Annotated in this window: 22 protein-coding genes; 7 read left to right on the top strand and 15 right to left on the bottom strand. The window is 46.7% G+C overall.

All coding sequences use genetic code 11. The features are described from left to right. Window position 1 precedes the first annotated feature (1 nt). The 6 genes from mmsB to ACX9NY_RS00705 form a co-directional block, all read right to left on the bottom strand. Window positions 2-1,165 carry a multiple monosaccharide ABC transporter permease gene (gene mmsB / locus ACX9NY_RS00730; protein ID WP_339236797.1) on the bottom strand — a complete coding sequence of 388 codons (1,164 nt, stop codon included), beginning with the start codon at window positions 1,163-1,165 and terminating at the stop codon, window positions 2-4. Continuing rightward, entirely contained in the window at window positions 1,140-2,699 is a 1,560-nt protein-coding gene (gene mmsA, locus ACX9NY_RS00725) for a multiple monosaccharide ABC transporter ATP-binding protein (RefSeq protein ID WP_472476699.1), read from the bottom strand. Before mmsA ends, mmsB begins: the two co-directional genes overlap by 26 nt. A gap of 21 nt (window positions 2,700-2,720) precedes the next feature. Continuing rightward, window positions 2,721-3,806, bottom strand: coding sequence for a multiple monosaccharide ABC transporter substrate-binding protein (gene chvE, locus ACX9NY_RS00720; protein ID WP_339256883.1), 1,086 nt, complete (start codon window positions 3,804-3,806; stop codon window positions 2,721-2,723). A gap of 316 nt (window positions 3,807-4,122) precedes the next feature. Further along, window positions 4,123-5,445 carry a response regulator gene (locus ACX9NY_RS00715; protein ID WP_472476698.1) on the bottom strand — a complete coding sequence of 441 codons (1,323 nt, stop codon included), beginning with the start codon at window positions 5,443-5,445 and terminating at the stop codon, window positions 4,123-4,125. After that, entirely contained in the window at window positions 5,430-7,298 is a 1,869-nt protein-coding gene (locus tag ACX9NY_RS00710; RefSeq protein ID WP_472479175.1) for a cache domain-containing sensor histidine kinase, read from the bottom strand. The genes ACX9NY_RS00715 and ACX9NY_RS00710 overlap by 16 nt, the downstream gene beginning before the upstream one ends. Window positions 7,299-7,389: 91 nt before the next feature. After that, window positions 7,390-8,400 (bottom strand): substrate-binding domain-containing protein, encoded by a 1,011-nt coding sequence (locus ACX9NY_RS00705; protein ID WP_472479173.1) that lies wholly within the window; start codon window positions 8,398-8,400, stop codon window positions 7,390-7,392. A gap of 202 nt (window positions 8,401-8,602) precedes the next feature. Between ACX9NY_RS00705 and ACX9NY_RS00700 the strand changes: the two genes are divergently transcribed. Next, entirely contained in the window at window positions 8,603-9,184 is a 582-nt protein-coding gene (locus ACX9NY_RS00700; protein WP_472476697.1) for a LysE family translocator, read from the top strand. Between the two features lie 19 nt (window positions 9,185-9,203). Next, window positions 9,204-9,989: an AraC family transcriptional regulator gene (locus ACX9NY_RS00695; protein ID WP_339256887.1), complete on the top strand. Its 786-nt coding sequence runs from the start codon at window positions 9,204-9,206 to the stop codon at window positions 9,987-9,989. A gap of 236 nt (window positions 9,990-10,225) precedes the next feature. Here the strand turns inward: ACX9NY_RS00695 and ACX9NY_RS00690 are convergent, their stop codons facing one another. After that, a complete protein-coding gene (locus ACX9NY_RS00690) occupies window positions 10,226-10,759 on the bottom strand; it encodes a hypothetical protein (RefSeq protein ID WP_472476696.1) in 534 nt (177 codons plus the stop codon). A 172-nt stretch (window positions 10,760-10,931) separates the two neighbouring features. On the opposite strand from ACX9NY_RS00690, the gene ACX9NY_RS00685 reads away from it, so the two are divergent. Then, window positions 10,932-11,597: a phosphatase PAP2 family protein gene (locus ACX9NY_RS00685; protein WP_472479171.1), complete on the top strand. Its 666-nt coding sequence runs from the start codon at window positions 10,932-10,934 to the stop codon at window positions 11,595-11,597. Between the two features lie 170 nt (window positions 11,598-11,767). On the opposite strand, the gene ACX9NY_RS00680 is transcribed toward ACX9NY_RS00685, so the two are convergent. After that, a complete protein-coding gene (locus tag ACX9NY_RS00680) occupies window positions 11,768-13,201 on the bottom strand; it encodes a glycoside hydrolase family 1 protein (RefSeq protein WP_472476695.1) in 1,434 nt (477 codons plus the stop codon). A 272-nt stretch (window positions 13,202-13,473) separates the two neighbouring features. Between ACX9NY_RS00680 and ACX9NY_RS00675 the strand changes: the two genes are divergently transcribed. Together ACX9NY_RS00675 and ACX9NY_RS00670 are read left to right on the top strand one after the other, a co-directional pair. Further along, a complete protein-coding gene (locus ACX9NY_RS00675) occupies window positions 13,474-14,412 on the top strand; it encodes a helix-turn-helix transcriptional regulator (RefSeq protein WP_472476694.1) in 939 nt (312 codons plus the stop codon). Between the two features lie 97 nt (window positions 14,413-14,509). Then, window positions 14,510-15,301 carry a class I SAM-dependent methyltransferase gene (locus tag ACX9NY_RS00670; RefSeq protein WP_472476693.1) on the top strand — a complete coding sequence of 264 codons (792 nt, stop codon included), beginning with the start codon at window positions 14,510-14,512 and terminating at the stop codon, window positions 15,299-15,301. A gap of 100 nt (window positions 15,302-15,401) precedes the next feature. Here ACX9NY_RS00670 and ACX9NY_RS00665 read toward each other — a convergent pair whose 3' ends face one another. From ACX9NY_RS00665 to ACX9NY_RS00655, 3 genes are all read right to left on the bottom strand, one after another. After that, entirely contained in the window at window positions 15,402-16,196 is a 795-nt protein-coding gene (locus ACX9NY_RS00665; RefSeq protein WP_339308494.1) for a hypothetical protein, read from the bottom strand. A 122-nt stretch (window positions 16,197-16,318) separates the two neighbouring features. Then, window positions 16,319-16,735 carry a hypothetical protein gene (locus tag ACX9NY_RS00660; protein WP_472476692.1) on the bottom strand — a complete coding sequence of 139 codons (417 nt, stop codon included), beginning with the start codon at window positions 16,733-16,735 and terminating at the stop codon, window positions 16,319-16,321. 290 nt (window positions 16,736-17,025) lie between these two features. Next, a complete protein-coding gene (locus ACX9NY_RS00655; protein WP_472476691.1) occupies window positions 17,026-17,727 on the bottom strand; it encodes a lysostaphin resistance A-like protein in 702 nt (233 codons plus the stop codon). An 87-nt stretch (window positions 17,728-17,814) separates the two neighbouring features. On the opposite strand from ACX9NY_RS00655, the gene ACX9NY_RS00650 reads away from it, so the two are divergent. Further along, window positions 17,815-18,555 (top strand): MerR family transcriptional regulator, encoded by a 741-nt coding sequence (locus ACX9NY_RS00650; protein ID WP_339256895.1) that lies wholly within the window; start codon window positions 17,815-17,817, stop codon window positions 18,553-18,555. A 109-nt stretch (window positions 18,556-18,664) separates the two neighbouring features. On the opposite strand, the gene ACX9NY_RS00645 is transcribed toward ACX9NY_RS00650, so the two are convergent. Beyond that, a complete protein-coding gene (locus ACX9NY_RS00645) occupies window positions 18,665-19,945 on the bottom strand; it encodes an XRE family transcriptional regulator (protein ID WP_342570838.1) in 1,281 nt (426 codons plus the stop codon). A 203-nt stretch (window positions 19,946-20,148) separates the two neighbouring features. On the opposite strand from ACX9NY_RS00645, the gene fabV reads away from it, so the two are divergent. After that, window positions 20,149-21,342, top strand: a complete 1,194-nt coding sequence (gene fabV / locus ACX9NY_RS00640; protein WP_472476690.1) for an enoyl-ACP reductase FabV — start codon at window positions 20,149-20,151, stop codon at window positions 21,340-21,342. A gap of 196 nt (window positions 21,343-21,538) precedes the next feature. On the opposite strand, the gene ACX9NY_RS00635 is transcribed toward fabV, so the two are convergent. The 3 genes from ACX9NY_RS00635 to ACX9NY_RS00625 all read right to left on the bottom strand — a co-directional run bounded on the left by ACX9NY_RS00635 (window position 21,539) and on the right by ACX9NY_RS00625 (window position 23,845). Beyond that, window positions 21,539-22,786: a DNA glycosylase AlkZ-like family protein gene (locus ACX9NY_RS00635; RefSeq protein ID WP_472476689.1), complete on the bottom strand. Its 1,248-nt coding sequence runs from the start codon at window positions 22,784-22,786 to the stop codon at window positions 21,539-21,541. 115 nt (window positions 22,787-22,901) lie between these two features. After that, a complete protein-coding gene (locus ACX9NY_RS00630) occupies window positions 22,902-23,129 on the bottom strand; it encodes a hypothetical protein (protein ID WP_339236837.1) in 228 nt (75 codons plus the stop codon). Between the two features lie 119 nt (window positions 23,130-23,248). Then, window positions 23,249-23,845: a restriction endonuclease gene (locus ACX9NY_RS00625; protein ID WP_472476688.1), complete on the bottom strand. Its 597-nt coding sequence runs from the start codon at window positions 23,843-23,845 to the stop codon at window positions 23,249-23,251. Window positions 23,846-24,083 lie beyond the last annotated feature (238 nt).

Below are 24,083 nucleotides of genomic sequence, written 5' to 3'. Positions count from 1 at the left end.
TTTACGCCGATCTTTTATTTTTATTATAAATATCAAACGCCACAGCAAGCAGCAGTACCAATCCCTTAATTCCCTGCTGCCAGTCAATACCGAGACCAATCAAGGACATCCCGTTATTCAGCACACCCATAACCAAACCACCAATGATGGCTCCAAATACCGTACCTATGCCCCCTGAAGCGGAAGCACCTCCGATGAAACAGGCCGCAATGGCATCCAGCTCAAAGTTGGTACCCGCCCTTGGCGTAGCGGCATTCAGACGTGCGGCGAAGATCAACCCGGATACCGCGGCAAGCGTACCCATATTCACGAAAACCCAGAAGGTTACTTTTTTTGTTTTCACTCCGGACAGTCCCGCGGCCTTCTCATTACCTCCAAGCGCATACACATGCCGGCCCATAACGGTACGGTTCATCACGAAGGAGTATACGATGATTAGGACAAACAACAGGATCAGAATATTCGGAATCCCCGCGTAACTCGCGAGTACAAATGTAAACAGATTCGTCACGGCAGCCACCACAATCAACTTGAGCAGAAATAGCCCCTGTGACACCACCTCGAAGCCATATTTTCGCTGGGAACGGCGTTCCCGCAGTTCATTAACAATGTACCAGACGGTGAGTACAAGACCCACAATAATGGATACCAGACCGAAGCCTGAGAAGTGAATGTCCGGCAGGAAACCCGAGCTTATTTTCTGGAACCCACCCGGAAAAGGAGAGATCGACTGTCCCTCCAGTACAATCATCGTCAAACCGCGGAACAGAAGCATCCCTGCCAGCGTCACGATAAATGCCGGAATACGCACATATGCGATCCAGAAGCCTTGCCATGCCCCGATCAAAGCGCCTACCAGCAAGGATGCGATAACCGCAAGCCAGGCCGGAAGCTGCCAATCTACCATCATAATTGCGGCAACAGCACCAACAAAGGCTGCAATGGAACCAACAGACAAGTCAATATGTCCGGTAATGATGACCAGCACCATCCCGATCGCCAGCACCAAAATGTAGCTGTTCTGCAAGATCAGATTCGTTATATTAATCGGCTTGAGTAATAGTCCACCTGTCAGTACCTCGAACAAAAGCATAATTACAACCAGGGCAATAATCATGCCGTATTGACGAATATTATTTTTAAACAGTTTTGTTATCATTTCCATGCTTGCCGCCTCCAGACTTGGTCATATATCTCATCAATGTTTCCTGCGATGCTTGCTCCCGGCTGACTTCGCCGGTGATTCGCCCGGCATTCATCACATAGATCCGGTCACACAGGCCAAGAACCTCCGGCAACTCGGATGAGATTACCAGTACACCCTTGCCATCAGCGGCAAGCCGATGAATGATGGTATAGATTTCGAATTTAGCTCCCACATCAATCCCGCGTGTAGGTTCATCCAGGATAAGAATATCCGGTCCGGCAAAAATCCATTTACTCAGCACCACTTTTTGCTGGTTGCCCCCGCTCAGATTACCGGTCTTCTGTAAAATACTTGGGGCTTTGATGTTCATGCTTTTCTTCATCTCTTCCGCTACCAGCACTTCTTCGCGCTCGTTCACTACTGCGTTTCGCGTCAGCTTGCTGAGACCCGTCAGTGAAATATTGCGCTTGATGTCATCCATTAGAATAAGTCCGTATTCCTTACGGTCCTCTGTCACATAGGCGAATCCATTCTGGATGGCCTCTGTGACGGTATTGTTCTGGATCGGCTTACCATTCTTGATGAGCTGTCCCGAAATATTTCGGCCATAGGATTTGCCAAAGATACTCATGGCCAGCTCCGTACGCCCTGCGCCCATCAGCCCGGCAATACCCACAATCTCACCACGTCGGATATTCATATGGATCTGATCCAGTACTTTCCGCTCGGCATGATGTTCGTGATATACCGTCCAGTCCTTCACCTCAAGGATAATTTCACCTATGGTGGCATGACGCTCCGGGTAACGACTGGTGAGATCACGTCCTACCATCCCGCTGATAATCCGCTCCTCCGTCACTTTCTCCTTCTTCATATCCAACGTCTCAATTGTCTTGCCGTCCCGTAAAATGGTCACGGAATCAGACACCTTGGACACCTCATTCAGCTTGTGCGAGATCAGGATACAGGCGATGCCCTGCTTCTTGAATTCCAGCATCAATTGCAGCAGATTTTCACTATCATCCTCATTCAGCGCAGCGGTTGGTTCATCCAGGATGAGGAGCCGTACCTTTTTGGAGAGCGCTTTCGCAATTTCGACCAGTTGCTGTTTGCCTACCCCGATACTGGATACGAGTGTATTCGGATTTTCGCTCAGCCCCACCTTCGAGAGCAGCTCCCTTGTACCCACAAATGTTTCTTTCCAGTCCACAATGCCTCTGTTGGCACGTTCATTGCCCAGATATATATTTTCCGCGATTGAAAGGTAGGGAATCAGGGCCAACTCCTGATGGATAATGACAATTCCCAGATCCTCGCTCTGCTTGATATCCTTGAACTCACATTTGTTGCCCTGAAATAAAATGTCGCCTTCATACGTGCCATGTGGATATACTCCGCTTAACACTTTCATCAATGTAGATTTACCTGCACCATTTTCACCACATATGGAATGAATTTCGCCTTCACGGACTTTCAGATTGACATTTTCCAGTGCTTTAACGCCAGGAAAGGTCTTGGTGATGTTCTTCATTTCCAGAATGATTCCGGCCATGGGATGTGCTCCTTTCATTTATTATTTCAGTCCGATTTCTTCCTTCGTGTAATACTGGGTACCCACGATATCCTGTTCCACATTGGTACGATCCACGGAGACAGGATCCAGGAGATATGCTGGAATAACCTTAATTCCGTTGTTATATGATGTTTCATCATTAACTTCCGCCTGTTTACCTTGCAAGATACTATTGGCCATCTCTACCGTCTTCTCGGCTAGCTTGCGCGTATCCTTGAACACGGTCTGCGTCTGTTCCCCGGCCACAATCGACTTGATTGAGGCAAGTTCGGCATCCTGTCCTGTAATAACGGGCAGCGGCTTGTTCGAAGTACCGTAACCGATCCCTTTCAAAGATGAGATGATACCAATACTGATTCCATCATAAGGAGATAACACGGCATCCAGATGATCACCTGAGTAATAAGCACTCAGCAAGTTATCCATCCGAGACTGGGCAAGTGCACCATCCCAGCGCAAGGTCGCAATCTGAGACATCGTCATCTGCTTGCTGCGTACGACCAGTTTGCCGGAATCAATGTACGGCTTAAGCACAGACATCGCACCGTCGAAGAAGAAATAGGCATTATTGTCATCTGGAGAGCCGCCAAACAATTCAATGTTATACGGTCCTTTTCCATCCTTGAGTCCAAGCTTTTGTTCGATGTAGGAGGCCTGAAGCACACCCACCTTAAAATTGTCGAACGTGGCATAATAGGTCAAATAAGGCGTATTGCGAATGAGCCGATCATACGAGATCACTTGGATTCCTTCGTCATGGGCCTTCTTGATGACATCCGTTAGTGTGTTGCCATCCACAGATGCGATGACCATCACATCCACACCTTTGGTGATCATGTTCTCAATCTGTGAAATCTGATTCTCGACCACATCCTCAGCATACTGGAGATCGGTTTTGTACCCCTGCTCCTGAAAGAGACGGACCATATTCTCCCCATCTCCCACCCATCGCTCTGATGATTTGGTTGGCATCGAAATACCGACATATCCCTTTTCCTTGCTGCCTGCACCACTCTCTGCCAGATTGCAGGCCGAGAGCATCAGAGTCATCACCAGAAGCCAGATGAGCACTGCTCCTTTTTTCATATGAAGTTCCCCTTTCCTCACGTCATACGGTTCTAAATGAGTTATAAGATAACGCTTACAATGCATGTAGTGCATCCTGTTCCTTGCTGTCCCTGTCTGAGATCAATGGTAGCATTGCACGAGCCTCAAGGTCTTTGCACGTTTTGAACCTTTTTTATAAAAATTTAACTTTTGATGGAAACTTCCGTTGTGAGCCTGGTCCATCAAAAATCAGATTAAGATCAAAAAAAAGGACATGCTCCGCTTCGCTTCACACGAAGTAGAGCACATCCATCTCATGTACCACATAGCTGAATGAACAACTGTACAACCATAATCAATTCGCCGAAGGACGATAAGCCGTTCCTCCGTTCTTTCGATACTGCACTGGCGAAATGCCCATTGTTTTTTTGAACGCGGTGCTGAAATAATGCTGGGTGTCGTAACCTACACGTTCGGCTATGGTGTGCATCGGCAATGTTGTGGAGTCCAACAACTGTATGGCCTTGCGAATGCGAGCGTGCGTGACAAGCGTCACGAAAGAATCATTCAGCTCTTTCTTCAGCACACGGCTAAGATATACGGCAGATACTTGCAGGCGGGAAGCAAGCGATTCCAACGTTAGTTCCCGCTCGGCATACTCTTCTTGAATAAGTTGTTTTGCCCGGCGAACCAGAGGGGACAACTGCACTTCTTCGTATACCTGTTCACGGCAATGACGGTACGTATCCGGCGTTTGTTCCAGTGTCCCTGCATGTATCTCCAGATGAGCATGAATGGCAATATTCAGGCATGAACTGATCTGCTGTTCCAGAAGGGACTCTATTTCTTCGGGAGCTTCTTGCCATAGACATATGCCAATCAATCCGCTTACGTCCCGAAACAGAACATGTGGCAGATCTGCCAGCAGTTCACTGATTATATTTTCCACTGCAAACAGAAACAACTGACGATCATTCTCTCTCAGTATCGTCTGACGAGCTTCGGCGGCAGGCCATCGCACAATCCCGATCTGCACAGGTGGAACCGCGGGTAGACGCAAAAACTCAAGCTGTTCCATCAGATCTTTCCCTGCAGCCTGCCCTTCCAGCCACTCCAGCATAAATCGCTGGCGAAGCAGAGGGATATTGCGTTCAATCTGATGGGCTGCCTGTTGTACATAAGCCGTCCTCTGGTGCTCTTCCGTAAGTCGCTGATGTAATCGCTCAAGCGCAACATGTAATTGTTCTGATTGTACAGGTTTTAAGATGTAATCCTCTACGCCAAGCCGAACCGCCTCCTGCGCATATGCAAATTCATCATGCCCCGAAATGATTAGGTAACGACAGTCCGGGCACTTCTGCTGTAGAGCACGTATGAGTTCGATTCCGTTCAGGAATGGCATATTCATATCGACCAGAACAATATCCACGCCCAAGTCAGCAGCCCGTTCCAGTGCTTCCTCACCGTCTTCCGCTTCACCCACAACCTCCATCCCGAGTATCTCCCAGTCAATTGCATCCCGGATTCCCTCACGAATGATTGGCTCATCATCAGCGATGAGCACGCGATACTTCTTCGTGACGTGGCTATCCGGTGTAAGCTCCATAACCGTGTTTGATGCGGATGTCCCATCTACCCCAGTGGAAGTTGTCGCGTTCGATTTTATGAATTTTCCCATTCACTCTCCTGCCTCTCTTTGTTATTGATTTGCTGGATGGGTGGCAGCTCTCGCGTCAACGGATGAATGATGGTCACGCGAGTTCCTTGACCCTCCTCGCTCTCCAGCAGAATACCGTACTCATCGCCAAAGGACAGCCGGAGACGGGCTTGCACGTTCAACATCCCATAACTTTTGCCTGTGATCCCAGGCGAAGACGCTTCCAGACTTGCCAAAGGAGCTTCGAGCAGATGCAGCATTTCGGCAAGCCGTTCGTTGGACATCCCTGCTCCATCATCCTGAACGGTCAGCAGCAGTCTGCCATGTTCCAATCTGGCCTCCACCCGAATGTGTCCGGGCCCACGCCTGCCCTTGATTCCATGATAGATTGCATTTTCTATCAAGGGTTGAAGCAGCAGCTTTAACACGAAAAGGTCCCGCAGTTCCTCTGGAATATTCAATGTATACTGAAGCCGGTCGCGGTATCGTGTCTGCTGAATTTGCAGATAACTGGTCATATGCTCAAGCTCAGAGTGCAGCGGAATGTAATCTTGTCCTTTACTAAGCCCGATCCGAAATAATCGAGATAACGCGCCAACCATGCCGGATACATCGTCTGCACCCTCTTTGCGTGCCATCCAATGAATTGTATCCAGGGTATTGTACAAAAAGTGAGGTTTGATATGCTCCTGCAAGCTTCGCATTTCAGCATCGCGCTTCTGCCGTTCTCGCAATTCATTCAGCGATATCAGTTCTTGAATCTGTACCAGCATTCGGTTATAACTGTTGCCAAGCATTCCAATCTCATCCGCCCGATCGCTCCACCGGCCTGGTCTGAGATTACCCGTCTCCGCCCTGCGCATATAGGACATGAGTCGGAAAATCGGTTGGGCAATGGAACGCGAGAACCATAAAGAAGCGCTAAGTCCGAATAAACACACCACAAATACAAAGCTAACCACATAAAACTGGATTTGGCGTACTTCGGATATCGAGTCTCTTGTGGGAAATACCCCTACCGTTCTCCAGCCCGTAAAGGTGGACGACTGATACATGAATAATAACGCTCCACCCTTGGTTTCGGCGGTAAACGTGCCACTCTCCCCGGAGGGAAACCACTCTGCGGGGATGTGTTCGATTAACGGATGCTCCGGCTTGTATACACTTTGACCTTCGGCATCCGTCACCATCACATAACCAGATTTACCCAAGGTCACATTGCGGGCAGCCTGAGAGACGGACCTTAGTTTAAGATCAATCATAATAACGCCTCGCACACGTCCTGACGCTTCATCCGTGATGGAACGTGCAACCGATACAATCTCATCATCCTTATACCGTACATGTGTCGTGAGATTACGCTCTTTGGGCTGACCCAACACCATGAATATGCCCGGATTGGCCGCGGCTTCTCGGTACCAATTTTCCTGGATCAAGCTCTGCTCTGCTCGGGGATACATCTCGTTGCTAATATAGTCACCACTTCCATTGACGAGAACAATCCCAGCGATCTCAGGATACAACGTTGTGAACCCCTGCAAGGTTTGCTTGATGCCATACAACTGATTTTGCTCCGTTTCGGCAATTGCGCTTTTATTCATCCGTTCACCGCTTGCATCATCATTCAACGACATATTGTCGTCCATAAAAGCATCAATATCCGGGTCAAATGCAATCAGATACGTCATATTTTGCAAATTCTCCATCTTGCTGTTCAGGGCTTCATTCACTTTACCAATCAGTTGCATCGTATGCCCTTCAACCTGTCGCTCAACAACCCGCTCCACTGTCCAGTTGACAAGCAGGCCGAGTCCTACAGAGGGCACAATGGCGAATAGCAAAAAAAGCAGCATTAGCTGGTAGCGAAGGGGCATATTACGCAAGCGCAAACGCCGAATCCCGTTCCTGAAAGTTGAGAGAATCGCTCTTCTGCCCCAAAACCTCTCACTCTTCAAATGCTCCTTGTTATTTGGCATAGTAATCATCCACATTTGAACGTGTCACGACAGAGATCCCCGTGTCCACCATCACGGGAAGCGGTGCATTTTCACCGGATGCCGATGGAGCAGGAACCGTCAACTGGTGATGCAGATGGAACAAATATTGGAGTGACCAATACCCCATATTCCAGGTTCCCTGTGCAATTGTAGCCGAGATCGTCCCGTTCTTGATCATATCCAATGTAGCCTTATTCGTATCAAATGAAATAATCTGCATAGGATGTCTGCTGCCCCCGGCAGTTTGAACGGCTTCTCCCGCTCCTGCTCCTCCGGTGGCTTCAGTCACAAAAATACCCACCAGTTCCGGACGTTCCTTCATCATTCTCAGTGTTTCGTCTCTGGACACCATCGCATCACCGTGCCCATCTGCAACTTCAACGACCTGCATGGAAGGATATCTCTCCTCGATCGTATCGCGGAAGCCTTTCGTTCGTTCTTCATGATTCTGTTGTCCAGGCAAGGTTAATACCGCAACCTCTCCTTCACGCCCCAGCAGTTCAGCCATTTTATCAGCGGCCATTACACCGGACTTGTAGTTATCTGTCCCCAGAAATGAATAGGCCTGGCTATCGGGTGCATCCGCATCAAATAATACAACAGGGATATCTGCATCGACTGCCTTGTTAATCGCTGGAACTAGCGATTGGGGATCGATCGCAGATATGGCAATGCCCGCGGGTTTACGAGCGATGGCCTGCTCGATCACCATCGTCTGCTCCTTCGCATCATACCGGGTAGCTCCGCGATATTCTACGGTCACTCCAAGCGCATCCGCGGCATCCTCGAATCCTTTAAGCGGGCTCTTCCAATACTCCAGCCCGGACTGGAATGTAATCATGATATACGTCTCTCCGATATCACCGCGCAGCCCCCGGTCCTCCCATGAACTGTTAACCTGACTGGTATATTCGAATCTCAACACATACAGCGCAAATGCCGAGATTAGCAAAATATAGACTAGCAGCATTTTCTTCATTACATTCACTTCCTCAAGTGGTCTGATCATCCTATGCTCCGTCTAAATTGTAAACGCAATCATTCAAAAAGAAAACTACCCCTTATCTTTTAAACGGAAGCCGTGCTGCTATCCATGTACCTGCTGCAATAATGTACTATATGGTTTTTCGCTCTGGACGTATGATCATGGAACTAGACTACAACCAGAGGAGCGCTTCGTCATGAGTATTGCATCTTTTTTAATCTATTGCATCGTCGTCACCTTTACCCCCGGGCCTAGCAATATCGTCATTCTATCGTCCACCCAGAAGGTAGGCGCGCGACAAACGATGAACTATGTGTGGGGAGCTACGCTGGCATTTGGTCTGCTGCTTACCGCATCAGCTTTCTTTAATCATCTTCTTGCCGACGTGTTGCCCGGAATTCTGAAGGTGATGCAGATTGTCGGCGGCATCTATATGGTATATCTTGCGTATCAGATCTACAAGATGGGTACCACTGAGGATGCACTAACCCAAGTTACCGGATTTGGGAATGGTTTTATTATGCAATTTGTCAATCCCAAGGTGGTCTTGTTTACCTTCACAGTCCTTCCAAGCTATGTATTGCCCTTTTACCACAGCTCATTTTCATCGTTCCTGTTCGTATTGCTCATTACTTTCATTGGTTTTCTAGCCTACTCCAGTTGGGTTGTTTTTGGCACGGTTTTCAGAACGTTGCTGAATCGCCACCAAAAATTACTGAGTATTCTCATGGCCCTTTTTTTGTTATACTCAGCCATTATAGTATCCGGATTGATCTAAAGCTTGGGAGGTGTGCTGCATGGAACGGTTCAACTATAAAAAGTCACAAGACGTGCTGGCACTATCCGCCAGCTTTACTGATTTTGCATACAAAAAACATTGCCACGAAGAGTACGCGGTTGGCGTAACCCTGCGTGGCATTCAACAATACAACCTGGACGGACAATATCAGGCATCTCACCAAAATGGTGTCATGTTGTTCAATCGTGAGCAGTCCCATGATGGTAGCTCCTATGATAGAGAAGGCATTGATTACGTGATGCTGTATCTGAAGCCGGATTTGGTAGAGGAGATTATAGGCAAAAAGGAATTGCGTTTTGGAAATCCCATCGTCTATGATCCCGAGCTTGCACGGAAGATCCTGATGCTGAACGATGCCGTTCAGCACAGACAGGACGAAGCCGAGTGCAGCGAACGGGTCTTCGATCTGGTTCACCTTCTGGCTCAGAAGGAGATGCATCCCAAGCTCTGGGTGCCTCAGGACAGCCTGGTTCGAAAAGCTAAGGAAATGATGTTTTGCAGCACCGAAGATGTGCTCAAGCTGGACAACCTGAGCGCCGAATTTGGCATGTCCAAGTTTCAATTTATCCGTGAATTCAAGTCACAAGCAGGTATTTCTCCCTACCAGTTTTTCTTAAACTGCAAGGTGGAGCGTGCCCGTCAGTCCATCGAAATGCAGAAGGACGTCTACGCTGCTGTTGCCGATTGCGGATTCGTGGATCTGACCCATCTGAACCGGCATTTCAAACGGGTATTTGGCGTCACAGCTTATGAATACATGTTGCAGTTAAACTATAAAAATTGAACTACAGAATATTAACACTGGCCACTCCGATGACAGAGTAACCTTCTGATCACTGTTATCCCCAGATTTTTTTGATCCCTTATTATAAAGGTAAAATCCGGGGATAGCGTACGCTTTCGATGCAGCTTTCTTTCAGAAAACTTTTAGGCGAACGCTTCGCTTCTTCAGGTTCTTTCCGTCCTTGGGCAATCAGATTCTTTTCTTTCGTCTCCAAAACCACACGACTGCCAATGCTGCTAATAAAATGACTGTACCGTATAAGATAAGATAAGATAGACAGGTCCACTTCGCCCGCCATCACTGGTTTCTCCAAAATCTTCTTTACTTACAACCTTGCCTGCGCCCAGCAATTTCAAGTCATCTCCGGCTTGTTCCACAAGAACGTTGCGACTGCACAGATTCGTATGCAGTTTATGATCCAGTTCAGATTGATACGCATAGATCAGGTAGGACTGATTCTTTTCGAATTGAATACCACATGATTCAGACCCACCGTCACTCGCGATGATTTTCATCTTTTTGGCGTTAACCCCCTTCCATGCCGTATCTACATCAAAGGTATACTCTCTTAACATGCCATCATTCTTCGATTGCTGCGATGGTCCTTTCCTTACCACTTCTCCTGTAAATACAGTTGTGTTTGTCTTCAATCTCTCTTGGACACCACTCTCCACACAACTGCAAGCATACACTTTCTCTCCGGAAAATAGAGCTAACCCCGACGTAACCAACAGTAAGACCAACGTGCACATCACCAACCGTTGTTTCATTCCGACCGCTCCCCTCCTACATTCTCTGCTTGAACAAACGTTGTAAAGGTTACATATTTTTATTGCTGCTATAATTATTGTAAAATTATAGCACAATACAAATATCGTTATGTCCAACATACGCAAGGAGCCAACATACGAAATTAACGTTCACGGAGGATCTCAACATTTGATGCACAACTGGAAAAAGAACTTCTCATTCCCGCTGCTCGTTGCAGCGTTATGCATGATCGCCTTTATAAGCATCGCCCTATCCATCAGCGATAACCAGATTCATCGATTTGATGATACGCTGATCGGCTGGATTCAGGGGTTGGAATCCCCTGGCATGACACAATTCATGCAGTTTTTCACCTGGATCGGCAGTGAAATGCCTGTAGTTTTCATTACAATCATTTCCATGATTGTGTTATACGTTTGGCTGCGACACAAACGCGAACTACTCTTCCTCGCTTGTGTGCTCGCCGGTTCAACCCTTTTAAATGCATTGCTCAAGCTGGTATTCCAACGTGCCAGACCTACCATTAACCGAATTATTGAAGTGAGCGGCTACAGCTTCCCCAGTGGACATTCCATGGCTGCATTTAGCCTGTATGGTGGACTGGCCTTTCTCATCTGGAAACATGTACCCACCGTCACCGGACGTGTACTGATGATCATGGCCAGTGCCGCCTTTATACTGACCATTGGCATAAGTCGTATCTACTTGGGTGTGCACTATCCAAGTGATATCGTCGGTGGCTATTTCTTGAGTGGTTGCTGGCTCTCCGCTTGCATATGGTTTTACCAGCGGCATCTGGAGCGTATGTCCCAACTGCATAGCAGAAAACTGGCATAGTCTCTACGAGCGCATGCATATGGAAATACCCGGCTTTCCTTAACTCAAGGATTGCCGGGTATTTTTATATTCTTATATTTGATCCTGAATCCATCCTGAACGAATTCAGAAACCACAAGAACCCGCCTGTCCTATTTCAAGGAACAAGCGGGTATTGATTTTATACCAAATTACAACTCTTCACCATTGGATTCGATAACGTTTTTGTACCAGTGGAAGCTCTTCTTCGGTGTTCTGCTCAAATCTCCGTTACCGTCGTTGTCCTTGTTGACATGAATGAAGCCATAACGCTTCTTCATCTCTCCAGTGGACGCACTAACCAGGTCAATACATCCCCACATGGTGTAGGCAATCAGATCCACGCCATCCGCTACCGCTTCTTTCATCTGTTCAATGTGACCTTTCAGATAATCAATACGATAGTCATCCTGAATGGAACCATCTTCCTCTACCACATCGACAGCACCCAATCCGTTCTCAACGACCATCAGTGGAATCTGGTAACGATCATACAGATGATTCAGCGTATAACGCAATCCTTTTGGATCGATCTGCCATCCCCAGTCAGAAGCTTCGAGATATGGATTTTTGACCCCCCCTAGCAGATTGCCTTCAGCTCTCTCCAGGGACTCATCCGCACTTTCTACCAGAGACATGTAATAACTGAAGGAGTAGAAGTCTACGCAACCTTCACGCAGTGTCTGCTCGTCTCCTGGTTGCATTTCGATTTTAATGCCCTCTTCGGCGAAGAAACGTTTAGCGAATCCAGGATATGCACCACGAACCTGAACATCACCACAGATCATGTTGGACAGTTGGTCTTTCTTCTGCGCAAGCAGCATGTCGTCCGGGTTACATGTATTTGGATAGGTAGTCATGAACGCAACCATACAACCGATCTGGAAGTCTGGGTTGATCTCATGTCCCAGCTTCACTGCTTTGGCACTCGCAACGAATTGATGATGTAATGCCTGGAATCGAGTCTGTGGATCATCCACTCCGTCGACCAACGTCTCTTTGCCTTCAAACAGAAGACCTCCAGCCATATAAGCACCCAACGGCATCGTCAGACAGTTGATCTCGTTAAATGTCAGCCAGTATTTCACTTGATCTTTGTAGCGGTTGAAGAGAGTTGTACAATAACGAATATAACAATCGATGACTTCACGGGAAGCCCAGCCGTTATACTTCTGTGTCAGACCAAATGGCGTTTCGTAATGGGAGATCGTTACGAGCGGCTCAATATTGTACTTTTTCAACTCAGCAAAGACATTATCGTAGAACTGCAATCCCTCTTCGTTTGGCTCCAGTTCGTCACCGTTCGGATAGATCCGGGACCAGTTGATGGACATGCGGAACATTTTGAAGCCCATCTCTGCCATCATGGCAATATCTTCTTTGTAATGTCCGTAAAAATCAACCGCTTCATGGCTCGGATAATACGTGCCCTCTTCCAATACAGGTGTAATCCGGCGTGGAATCGTGTGGGTTCCCCCTGTCATCATGTCAGATGTGCTTGGCCCTTTGCCACCCTGGTTCCATCCACCCTCGAATTGATTGGCAGCTGTTGCGCCACCCCAGTAAAATCCTTCTTTCATTATCATGACCAGTTCCTCCTTCATATTTAACTCATTTCGATATAAAATGCTTGATATTATGCGAGTAGCCGTTCCGGTCACGAATCGTTCTTCTGATCGCTGTTATCCTCGGATGATGAAGGCGAACACTTCGTTTCGTCAGAATCGATATCGTCCCCTTCACTACTTCGCAATAAATGAAGAACAAGTTATAAGACTGAGTCAAAATGTCTTCGTAAGACTATGTAACCAGTGTACCACCCATACCCTGACACCTATTGTCATGGTATAATCAGAGCATGGAAAATAACCGATTATTTCGAATGTTGCTTTTGTTATTGGAGAAAAAGAAAGCCACTGCACCCGAACTCGCCCGTATGTTCGAGATTTCTGTACGTACGGTGTACCGTGATATCGACCGGCTAAGCGCTGCGGGCATCCCCGTCTATACGACGACCGGCAAGCATGGCGGCATTCATCTCATGGACAACTATGTCATGGACAAGTCCCTGCTGTCGGAAGAAGACCAGAACGAAATTTTGATGGGACTATACAGCATCAGTGCAATCCCACACCTGAATAGTGCTCATATGCTGCAACGGCTGACCGCCCTGTTTGATCACAAGCTGGATTGGATCGAGTTCAATTTCTCACCATGGGGCAGCATTCCCCTGCAAGAGAGAGAACTTTTTAATCAAGTGAAACAAGCCATATTAACCAATCAACTGATTACGTTCCACTATGTTAATTCGGATGGAGAGAAGAGCGTTCCAACAGTGGAACCTCAGAAGCTTATATTCAAGAACAGTACATGGTACTTCAGAGGATATATTCATGATGATCCTGAACGGAAAGAATTCGAGACATTCAAGATGAAACGGATCACCCAATTGACCTTTCTAACGAGAAAACTCGATCCTGTTGATGTGGGGTCAGCCCGCCCTGAATCAGAGGCAGCTCCTGTCCTGACTCCTCTGACACTCTCGTTCTCCGGTAATATTGCATACCGGGTGTATGATTTTTTCGAACCGTCCCTCATTAAAAAAGAGCCTGATGGCAGGCTCCGTGTGTCTCTCGAATTAAATGTAGGGGAATGGCTCTACTCCTTCCTGCTATCGTTCGGTTCAGAGCTGACCGTAATCGAGCCTGTACATGTTGGACAGGAATTGCTCAGACGCCATATCCAAGCCGTTGAACATTTACAGCCTGTCATGAACAACCTTCCCAACAATGAATGATATAATATAGGCCTATACAACTTTTGATCACAGCTGACTCTCCGTCATCCATCTGACCGAAGGAGGTTTATCCATGTAAGACATTAGACGCAACAATGTGGAACGTTTCAAAGGTTTTGGTACGTTATACGATCAGAACCGACCCGCTGCTCCCACTGAAGTGGTGGATATTCTAACGACATATCTTGGAAGCACACCGCGCATGGTCGCAGATGTTGGCTGTGGCACCGGCTTATCCTCGTGGATCTGGCTGAATCAGGCAGAACGCATCATCGGCTTCGAACCCAGCGATGACATGAGGTCTGTAGCAGAATCCAAGTGGGAATCTGCCGGGAAGCCAGATAACCTGCGGTTTGTGTCCGGCTTGTCTCACGACCTTGGATTACCAGATGGCAGTGTGGATGTGCTTACCTGCTCCCAATCATTTCACTGGATGGAGCCGCAACCTACACTACGCGAGTTTGCACGTGTACTCCGTACAGGCGGCATATTTGCTGCCTATGATTGTGACTGGCCGCCAATGTTAGACTGGCAGTTAGAACAAGCTTATCTGAAGCTGAATAAGGAAGCAGATCAACGGGCAGCCAGTCTGGCTCCCCAGAATAGTCAGGCACACAAATGGAGCAAGGATGGGCATTTACAGCAAATTCAGGAGTCCGGTCTGTTCCGATATGTGCGGGAAATCGTGTTTCATCACCACGAGACCTTTGATGCAGACCGATACGTGAACCTGGCCTTGAGCCAAGGCGGCTTGCAAACGGCGTTGAAACTTGGAGCGGATGAACTATTAACAGCTGCCGATGAGTTCAGAGCGCTGGCTAATCGTGTATTTGACGGACAATCCAGAACAGTACTCTTTTCTTATCGCATGCGCCTTGGTATTGTCTGAAAGCAGTACGTTGTTTGCATCCCTTCTACATACCAAATGTAATAAGGAGGTCGTACACGTCATAACCATGACCTGTACGACCTCCTTATTATCTATATCCTCAGGATGAGAATAAGTCACTTAATTGTCGCTCCTGTACATTCAATGCCAACACCAATTTTGTCGGGTCTTGTCTTGAATAAATGACGTTAATAATATGCCCTTGCTGCACCTGCGGCAGCGCAGTAGATAAAATTTCTTTTTGCGTTGTCACAGTGAACGTTTCACCATTCGTCTTGGTTATGCTGAGTTTGAGTTGAAGCTTGATCTTATTACTGCCTCCACTGCCAAGTGGAGTGACATCGAGAATCTTGGCCATCGCTTTTTCGCCTGTTCGTGCAATATCCATCATCTCAGGGGATACCCCTTGTTGTACCATCTTTTCATCCAACAGTTGCTGCATATCCTCCTGTGATAACTGTCCTTTCATATCAAGCCCTACCTTGCGTTCATCCTTCACAGAGACCACTAACGGAATGAAGCTGCCCGGCTGAAACTGAGCCATGGATGTCAGGGGAATAACAGTTTTCATTTCCGTATCGTATTTCTCACGCCCCTTACGCGACACCGTCAGACCCAATCGAACCTCCGGCTGCTCATTAATATACGTGCCAGTCTGTTGTATGCTCTTAATGACACCCACTGCCGGTAAACCTGTCTTGACTCGACCTACACCAAAAATATTACTCAAAATCGCAGGAACAAAGATCAACCCGAACCCGGCAAAGATCGCCGGTTTATACCACCAGGCTTGCATGATGATAAATGGATCATCCCACATCTTCTGTGCCAGAAATGGGGAGAACCCCACTCCAAACACAGTTAATACGCCAATCAATCTCAGAAAACCTACCATATGGCCCACCCTCTCTTCATCCTTCTCTTCATATCTCTATGCAAACCTCTAACGTTATGTCTGTAATCAGTTGTTATACGTATTTAATAAATGGAGTATCACTGTCCTACAAGCAAAACCTTCTAGATGGAAACTAGTCCCATATAGATCAGTTCCGTCGGATTCGCTGGATTCTGACCCAATCCTATTCGATCTCCAACTCGTGGAATCTGCATTTTGGACACCAGTGTCTCCAAGGTTCGCTGATACTGGTTACCGTTTGTCTCTGTCACATCCAATACAAGCACAACAATCGGATCAAAGTTGATCAGTTTGCCCGTATCGGTGATTGTCACCACCGTTGCTGTTGCCGTTAATGGAAGCGAACCACTCGCAGCCAATTGTGCCTGTTTTGCCGAATCCAGACTTTGGTTGATCGCCTCCCGATGTTCCTTGGATACGAAACCTTTCATCATCATGCCAGTGAGCCCTTTATTCATCATTTTATCTGCTTTCGCAATCGCATCTTCCTGTTTGTTCTTTCTACCGAACCATCCCATAGTAAGCACCTCATTTGTTATATTTTATTTATAATTAAATTATAAACACCACGGCTTGTCTTTGAATACCCTTCTGGCGGCATACAAAAAAAACGAAAAATCCGGTAATCGAATTACCGGATAATCATCTCTTTGGTAAGGCATTATGCCAATTCCGCAAAAAAGCAACTGCTAATGCGATCTTCATTTTACGTTTGGCAGATATTATTTGTGGTTAAAGCGGTGGCATTGCACCAAATCATATTCAATATACTCATTTTTGAATGTGTATCCATACTATAATCATCATTCTAACTCATTGCGGTTAACACTACGGCAATCGTATTAAACGCACCGTGAACAATCATGCCTGGCACAACCGATCCTGTCCGTTCATACGTCCATGCAAACACAACACCACTAATGAAATTTACGGGCATGGCATTAATCGTTGGAAAGTGAGCAAGAGTAAAGATTAAAGCACTAATCACAATCGCCCATTTCATCCTGATACGAGTCCGTAGCCAGCGATATATGAACCCGCGGTAAAAGATCTCCTCATAGAGAGGTGACACGAATCCAGCCGAAACGATACCGATAACGATAGTAAAAAGAGTGACATTTTGCTGCAGACTCTCTGTTTTGCTGTTGTCTACCGTATTTCCAAGAAAACTGGTAAGATATACTGCCATCACACTTAAAATGATGAGAAGCAGGAGCCACAGTACAATTCTCCACCAATCCCTTATGGAGAATCCCTTCACGCCCACCTCTCTCCACGACAGCTTCTTCGGTCGTAAAGCAACCAAGTACAGTCCCGTCAAAAGTGTAATTGCGATGGTAAGCCCTGTTAGTGTCCCAGAATAAAGGGTATTATCCAACCACTCCTCATATCCGGACTGTATCGGGTATTTAATCACGAATATTACAAATACAAATTCCAGCGTTAGCAATACTAGTAACTCACGCCATGTCCACTGATCCGTCTTTTTCCACATTACCGCTCTAGTCATTCTCGATCCCTCAATCCTCTATTATATATTATAATGATATTAGGTGACGTAACGTCACCTGCAAGCACTTTTTGGGAGGAAAAAAACATGCAGAGATGGACAACAGGACAAGTATCCAAACAGAGAGATATCTCCGTGAGAACACTACGTTATTATGATCAGATCGGTCTACTACAACCGAGTCATAAGGAAGACAACGGTCGCCGTTATTATTCAGAGGAAGATTTATTTGCGCTTGAAAAAATCACGTTGCTCAAATCACTATCATTATCGCTTGAAGACATACAAACTGTAATGAACAAACTATCTTATCGTCATATTCTGATCGCACATCATAATCATCTTCAGGAGCAATTAACTTCAATTCAGGGCAGTATTGAAAATACTACATCTTTGATCAATATGATTGATCTGGAAGGTATACTTTCCTGGGATCGGGTTTCACATCTGGTTCAAAACGTACAGCCCGTTGCTAAACAGTGGATGGATTACTTCAATGCTGAGGAAGTTGCCTTTCTACAGAAAGCATTACCGAAACTTAATAATAATGATAAGATTACTCAGCAATATGTCTCCTTGATACGCCGGATTGAGTGGTGCATACAACAATCTGTTCCTCCCCAATCGGATGAAGGCTATAACATTGCCTGTGAATTAATGAAGTTATCTCACGATACTTTTAATGGTGATGAGACATTGATCGAAAAGTTTTGGGAAGTGAGGAAGCTTCCTGCTACAGAGTCAGGACTATATCCCGTATCTGACGAAGTTCTGAACTTTGTGGAGCTTAGTACGGCTTATGCTCTTGAAATGGAATCAAATTTATAGTGGAATGAGAAAGAAAGCCGACTTGTCAGCCGGCTGTATCCAGGAAACATACTTATAAGAGACCCATAGTGATCCATCTCTTCCAAACGGATGATATCATGCTACCGCTCTATTTTTTGCGTAACAAATATACCAGCTTCCGATAATACATCGCCGCTTCCTTGTATTTGCGCTGATCCTCAGACACCACGGCCAATCCTTCGTATAATGGTTCAAGGCGCACGACATGCTGCGCGGATTCAAAATAAGGCAGACAGGCAAGCGCACGCTCCATGAAAACTTCGCGATCTCCATGCGCAAGAGCCAGCTGGCTCTGGTAGAAGGTTCCGCTCATCTGATGGTCCTGGGTTGTTGCACATTTCAAGAGTTGATCTACACTTTGTGCAAGTACGCCCCAGTTCTTCCGCGCCAGAGCCACTTCGCATTGATATATACAGACGAGCGGCCGCATCGCGAGCTGTGTTTCTTCCGTTTCCTGCTGCAATAGTGACTCAAATCGTTCAATCTCCGCCTGTGCCTGATCCAATTCACCTGTCATCGTTAACATAACAATCCGATTGTTGGCAATTGCGGTCACCAGATCGCCTTGGTTCCCCGCATATACGAGGTTCGCCTCCGCCATGGTTAATGCCGAGAGTGCCTCCTGAACCAGTCCCATTGCGAAACAATAACCACTATATGCCACATATAACCCGGACAATCGATGGAACAGCCGCTGATCATATACATGACGCATCGTAAGCTCGAATACCTGTTTCGCCTCTTCATACTGTTTAACCTGGATGTAGGCTTCCATCTTGATATTTTGCACAGACAGCCAGAATTCACTGCCAGGAAGCGCCAGCTCACTGAGCCTGGTTGCATGAGTTAGTACATCTACAAAGGCCATTTTGGAGCGATAATATTGTATTTTATAGAATAAAAGTGCCTTGACTAACGGGCGTGGCAGATCAATATCGTCTGGGCGACCATACTTCTCCAGGTAAAAATTAAGATAGGACGTATGTATATATTCATGTGCCGTTGCATCATTTAACTGTTGATAATATACCGCCTTCATCAAAGCCGTTGTCAGCTCAACAGTCAGTGTGTCATCCCGATCTGACAGCGCATGCACCGTCTCTTCGGATATCGACGACGCTGGAACAGACATTTGTTCGAAGATGACCTCTGCCCGTTCGAGTGTTTCCTCGTCCTGAGCCGCAGCCTTTAGAATATAGGAAGGGGATACCCCCAGACGTCCGGCGATAGCTTCTGCCAAATCCTCAGGGAGCGGATAACGATCCGCCAGAATATTGGCAAAGTGGGCCTGCGTGACCAGACCTTCCACAAGGTCTTTACGGGAGATTTGTTTTCTTTTGCTTAGCAGTTCAATGCGTTCCTTCAGCATGGCATTCCTGTCCTTTCTACCCTAACAAGCGAGTACATTATATGCACATCATCGCAAAATTAGAGATATAACGCCACCCTTCCGGCGAAATCAAACGAAACGGTTTCCGTTTCCGTAGTAATTGTTTTACAATAAGGAGGTATGTATACGAGCATTTGATCGAAATGCTGAAACATGAGCTGAATATGAAAGGATGCAAATAAATGATTATTAAACCAAGAACACGTGGTTTTATTTGTACCACTTCCCACCCTGTAGGTTGCGCTGCGCAAGTGCAGGAACAGATTGATTATGTGAAATCACAGCCGGATCTCAAAGGCCCCCGTAATGTGCTCGTAATCGGCGCTTCCACCGGATACGGTCTGGCGTCACGCGTTGTATCCGCTTTTGGAGCGGGAGCGAATACGATCGGTATTTACCGTCCGAGCAGTTCCACAGAAAAACGTACAGCCTCCGCAGGCTGGTACAACTCCGCTGCATTCGAAAAAGCCGCTGAAGAAGCAGGCCTCAAATCGTACAGCATCACAGGTGATGCATTCGCAAACGAAACACGGGACAAAGCCGTTGAACTGATTCGCAGTGAACTCGGTCAAGTGGATCTGGTCGTATACAGCGTAGCCTCGGCACGCCGTACCGATCCAAACACGGGTGAAGTGTTCAATTCTGTGCTGAAGCCTATCGGACAATCCTACACGAATAAAACAGTAAACTTCCACACAGGCGAAATCAGCTCCGTTACGCTGGAGCCGGCAACGGAAGAGGAAATTCGTCAGACCGTAACCGTAATGGGTGGAGACGATTGGGAACTGTGGATGGATGCCCTGCAACAAGGCGGCGTACTTGCGGATGATGCAACAACGATCGCTTTCTCCTACATCGGACCTGAACTTACCCATGCCATCTATCGTGATGGTTCCATCGGTCAGGCCAAGAATCATCTGGAAGCGACTGCAATCAAGTTGAATGATCGTCTAAGTGCCAAGGGTGGACGTGCTTATGTAACTGTCGCCAAAGCGCTGGTGACTCAATCCAGCTCCGCAATTCCAGTCGTGCCGCTGTACATCTCAGCATTGTACAAAGTCATGAAAGAAAAAGGCTTGCATGAGGGATGTGTCGAGCAATTGCAGCGTCTGTTCGCTGATCGCCTGTATGCAGGAGGAGAAGTTCCAACCGATGCAGAAGGTCGCATTCGTATCGACGATTGGGAGATGAGAGATGACGTTCAGCAAGAAGTCGCGAAGCTCTGGAATGAATTGACTACAGAGAACATCTATGATCTGTCCGATCTGGAAGGTTATCGTCGCGAATTCTTCCAACTGTTTGGTTTTGAAACCGACGGTGTGGATTATGAAGCAGACGTTGATCCAAACGTTGAAGTGCCCCATCTGGTGAACTAAAAAAGTTTTGGCGAGTACGCAAACTTAGATTTTCGTTAGCACTTCTAATGCCATGTTAAAGATCTGATTGTACAATCAATGAAGGGGAAACCACCGGGTTCTCCCCTTTTTTGTCTATTTTTTAGATCCTTTCATCCTAGATCCTTTCTACGCCATTTTAATTTCATATCCTTACATTCTTTCGTGTATCCCCTGATCAAATCGATTTAAGCTGTTTTTTCAACTCTTTCGGTACCGTCTTCTCAATAGTGATTGAATGCGCTCCATGCATGGACGCAAAGAATTGAAGGCCCTCCCGAAAATCCGCAATCCATTCCTCCACAGGTGGAGCAGTCTCTTCCATTGATAACAAACGAACGGTAAGCACTCCAGTTTTGCGATCAAGTCGCGGGTCCATACGTCCGATTAACCGATCACCATGAAGAATCGGCATGACATAATAACCGTAGGTTCTTTTCACCTCTGGTGTATAGATCTCCCATTTATAATGAAAATCGAATAAATCGACAATACGTTCTCTTCTCCATAACAGATTGTCCAGTGGCGGCAGGAAACGGACCGGGCCTGATGGATCATAGTGTGGCTCTTCCCTCTCCATGTGCAATAACAAATCCTCATCTTCAGCTCGAATATAATAAGGCGTCGCCACGTCCTCCACCTTAAGCGGGATCATTCGCCCATCTGACACACGGGCAGCAATATCGGCGCGTCGTTCAGCCGCTGTAGATTTTAGCCAACCCAGACGGGGATCCCGGGCATCTACAACGCGATACGCATGAATGTATTTATCCAGCAGAGCCTGCTTCTGGGCCAACACATCCATATCTTCTTTCATCGGAAGTCCCTGTTGTTGCAATCCGGATTCGGTAATATGAAAATAACGTTCATTCCCTTGCCTCGCCACCACACGAATCACAGCAGAGTCTAACAGTAGATTCAGAGCAAGTGTGGTATCCTTCGTCTTTGGCACATCTGCACTGTCCCAATAACCACTTACCCGTTCAACAGCACGGAAGGCTCTTGAAGGTAAAGGTCCTTCCTCCTTCAAACGCTGTAAAACATGCTGCACTGTTTTCTCCAGACCTTGTAAGGATGGAGCCAGACGCTCCCTTAATCGGGCACGCACAGGTTCAAAGAGAGCATAATCCTCGATTGGAATGACACAGGCAGCATTTGCAAAATATTCAAACACCTTATGATCACTCAGCAGCGAATTTAAGCTGTCAGCCGTATAACCCGGGTCACGGGCACCCAGCACCAGATGCTGGTTTCCGGTTACAGCAGCTACAGGATCGATCTGCACGCAACCAAGTGAGCGAATCAAACTCAGAACTTGATCGGGTCCCGATGGTAAGGAAACTGCGGGCCAACGTTCCAGTAAAGCTTGCGTTTGCAGCAAGAAACGCCGAACGATTTTTTTATTCATGTGCAGCTCTGTTGTCATATGTATAGGTTCTCCCCTTCATTATATGTACAGAATTTATAGCCAATTTATAAGATCGATTTTAACAGTCCACATGATTACTTTCCAACCAAAGAAAGGATTATAATCGTCTTACTTATCCAGCAATCCGTTTCTCATAGACAAAATAAAAAGAAGCACCACCATCCTGGATGATCTGCTTCTTGTGTTTGACCTTTTGCAATTTTTCCTGCTTCGTAGGCATGAGACGTACATGCTGGGATAATGCACCATAATCTCCGTTAACTCGTCGGCTCTGTTCCGAGCACCACTTGCCTGACCGCTCTGCTTTGCGTAATGCTTTTTGTGTTTGTGTACGTGCCATAATGGATTACACACTCCTTTGGTTGATATACACTCAATATATCATGTGCAGCTACGCAAGTGAAGGTGCTTCCTGCTGGAATGGGCATATACATATTTAAGAAGGCTTCCACCGCGTACTTAGCGGGATTGCCGCTTTCGCCGAGACTGCCACGTTTCGATTGGTTCATGATCATCTTCTTCGATCAGTTCCAATGCTTCCTCCACTCTTCTCGCCTTGAATAAAAGGATTAATTCCATCAGATCTTCCCGGTCCAGCAACTTCACTCCATTGACTGCCGCAAGCGTCCGGCAAGCTTCCGTGTAACGGGCGGACGTTAATACAATCGACCGGTCAGCTTCATAATAACGCATGGATGTATAGATCTCCTGCACTGCGCTTAATCCTACCGGATGGTTCGCACCGTATCGCTTCGCTTGTATAACACTCCGCCTGCCGAGTCGATCCACAAATACAAGATCCGCACCGAAATCCCGGCTGCTCGTCGTTTTATGAACCTCATCGTACCCGAGTTCTTCGAATAGATGATAAAGATATAATTCAAATTCCGAACCATCCTCCATCTTGTCGATGTCCTTTATCGTAATCTTCCTGGGATTGGCTTCACTTCGTATCCGCTGACCGTGCCCGATAATACGCCGAATAATCCAGGCCAACAATAGTAATATGACAATAATTCCGATGACCCATAGGGTCACATTTTCACTCCAGTTCATAGCTCTTCTCCTTGTTCTTTTCCCTATGTTCTATCCAACGTCTTAATTAGATATGGCTTATCACCGCACTAAATATATCAGACTTCAACCTTGATCGAAAGAAGATGAATTCCCTGTAACCCTCAGACTTCTCCAAACATAGTTTTTTCGACAAATCCATGATAAAAGGTTACAGTGTGTTCGGTTGAATTGCACTTCACTTCAATGGTAAAATTCAACAATCGGTTCTCTTTTGAAC

The organism is Paenibacillus sp. CB74 (assembly GCF_055687625.1).
This window is presented reverse-complemented; position numbering and strand designations above follow the sequence as displayed.

Coding starts and splice junctions, on each gene's coding strand:
- mmsB (WP_339236797.1), bottom strand. CDS start 1,165: ATGGAAATGATAACAAAACTGTTTAAAAATAATATTCGTCAATACGGC.
- mmsA (WP_472476699.1), bottom strand. CDS start 2,699: ATGGCCGGAATCATTCTGGAAATGAAGAACATCACCAAGACCTTTCCT.
- chvE (WP_339256883.1), bottom strand. CDS start 3,806: ATGAAAAAAGGAGCAGTGCTCATCTGGCTTCTGGTGATGACTCTGATG.
- ACX9NY_RS00715 (WP_472476698.1), bottom strand. CDS start 5,445: ATGGGAAAATTCATAAAATCGAACGCGACAACTTCCACTGGGGTAGAT.
- ACX9NY_RS00710 (WP_472479175.1), bottom strand. CDS start 7,298: ATGCCCCTTCGCTACCAGCTAATGCTGCTTTTTTTGCTATTCGCCATT.
- ACX9NY_RS00705 (WP_472479173.1), bottom strand. CDS start 8,400: ATGAAGAAAATGCTGCTAGTCTATATTTTGCTAATCTCGGCATTTGCG.
- ACX9NY_RS00700 (WP_472476697.1), top strand. CDS start 8,603: ATGAGTATTGCATCTTTTTTAATCTATTGCATCGTCGTCACCTTTACC.
- ACX9NY_RS00695 (WP_339256887.1), top strand. CDS start 9,204: ATGGAACGGTTCAACTATAAAAAGTCACAAGACGTGCTGGCACTATCC.
- ACX9NY_RS00690 (WP_472476696.1), bottom strand. CDS start 10,759: ATGAAACAACGGTTGGTGATGTGCACGTTGGTCTTACTGTTGGTTACG.
- ACX9NY_RS00685 (WP_472479171.1), top strand. CDS start 10,932: ATGCACAACTGGAAAAAGAACTTCTCATTCCCGCTGCTCGTTGCAGCG.
- ACX9NY_RS00680 (WP_472476695.1), bottom strand. CDS start 13,201: ATGATAATGAAAGAAGGATTTTACTGGGGTGGCGCAACAGCTGCCAAT.
- ACX9NY_RS00675 (WP_472476694.1), top strand. CDS start 13,474: ATGGAAAATAACCGATTATTTCGAATGTTGCTTTTGTTATTGGAGAAA.
- ACX9NY_RS00665 (WP_339308494.1), bottom strand. CDS start 16,196: ATGGTAGGTTTTCTGAGATTGATTGGCGTATTAACTGTGTTTGGAGTG.
- ACX9NY_RS00660 (WP_472476692.1), bottom strand. CDS start 16,735: ATGGGATGGTTCGGTAGAAAGAACAAACAGGAAGATGCGATTGCGAAA.
- ACX9NY_RS00655 (WP_472476691.1), bottom strand. CDS start 17,727: ATGACTAGAGCGGTAATGTGGAAAAAGACGGATCAGTGGACATGGCGT.
- ACX9NY_RS00650 (WP_339256895.1), top strand. CDS start 17,815: ATGCAGAGATGGACAACAGGACAAGTATCCAAACAGAGAGATATCTCC.
- ACX9NY_RS00645 (WP_342570838.1), bottom strand. CDS start 19,945: ATGCTGAAGGAACGCATTGAACTGCTAAGCAAAAGAAAACAAATCTCC.
- fabV (WP_472476690.1), top strand. CDS start 20,149: ATGATTATTAAACCAAGAACACGTGGTTTTATTTGTACCACTTCCCAC.
- ACX9NY_RS00635 (WP_472476689.1), bottom strand. CDS start 22,786: ATGACAACAGAGCTGCACATGAATAAAAAAATCGTTCGGCGTTTCTTG.
- ACX9NY_RS00630 (WP_339236837.1), bottom strand. CDS start 23,129: ATGGCACGTACACAAACACAAAAAGCATTACGCAAAGCAGAGCGGTCA.
- ACX9NY_RS00625 (WP_472476688.1), bottom strand. CDS start 23,845: ATGAACTGGAGTGAAAATGTGACCCTATGGGTCATCGGAATTATTGTC.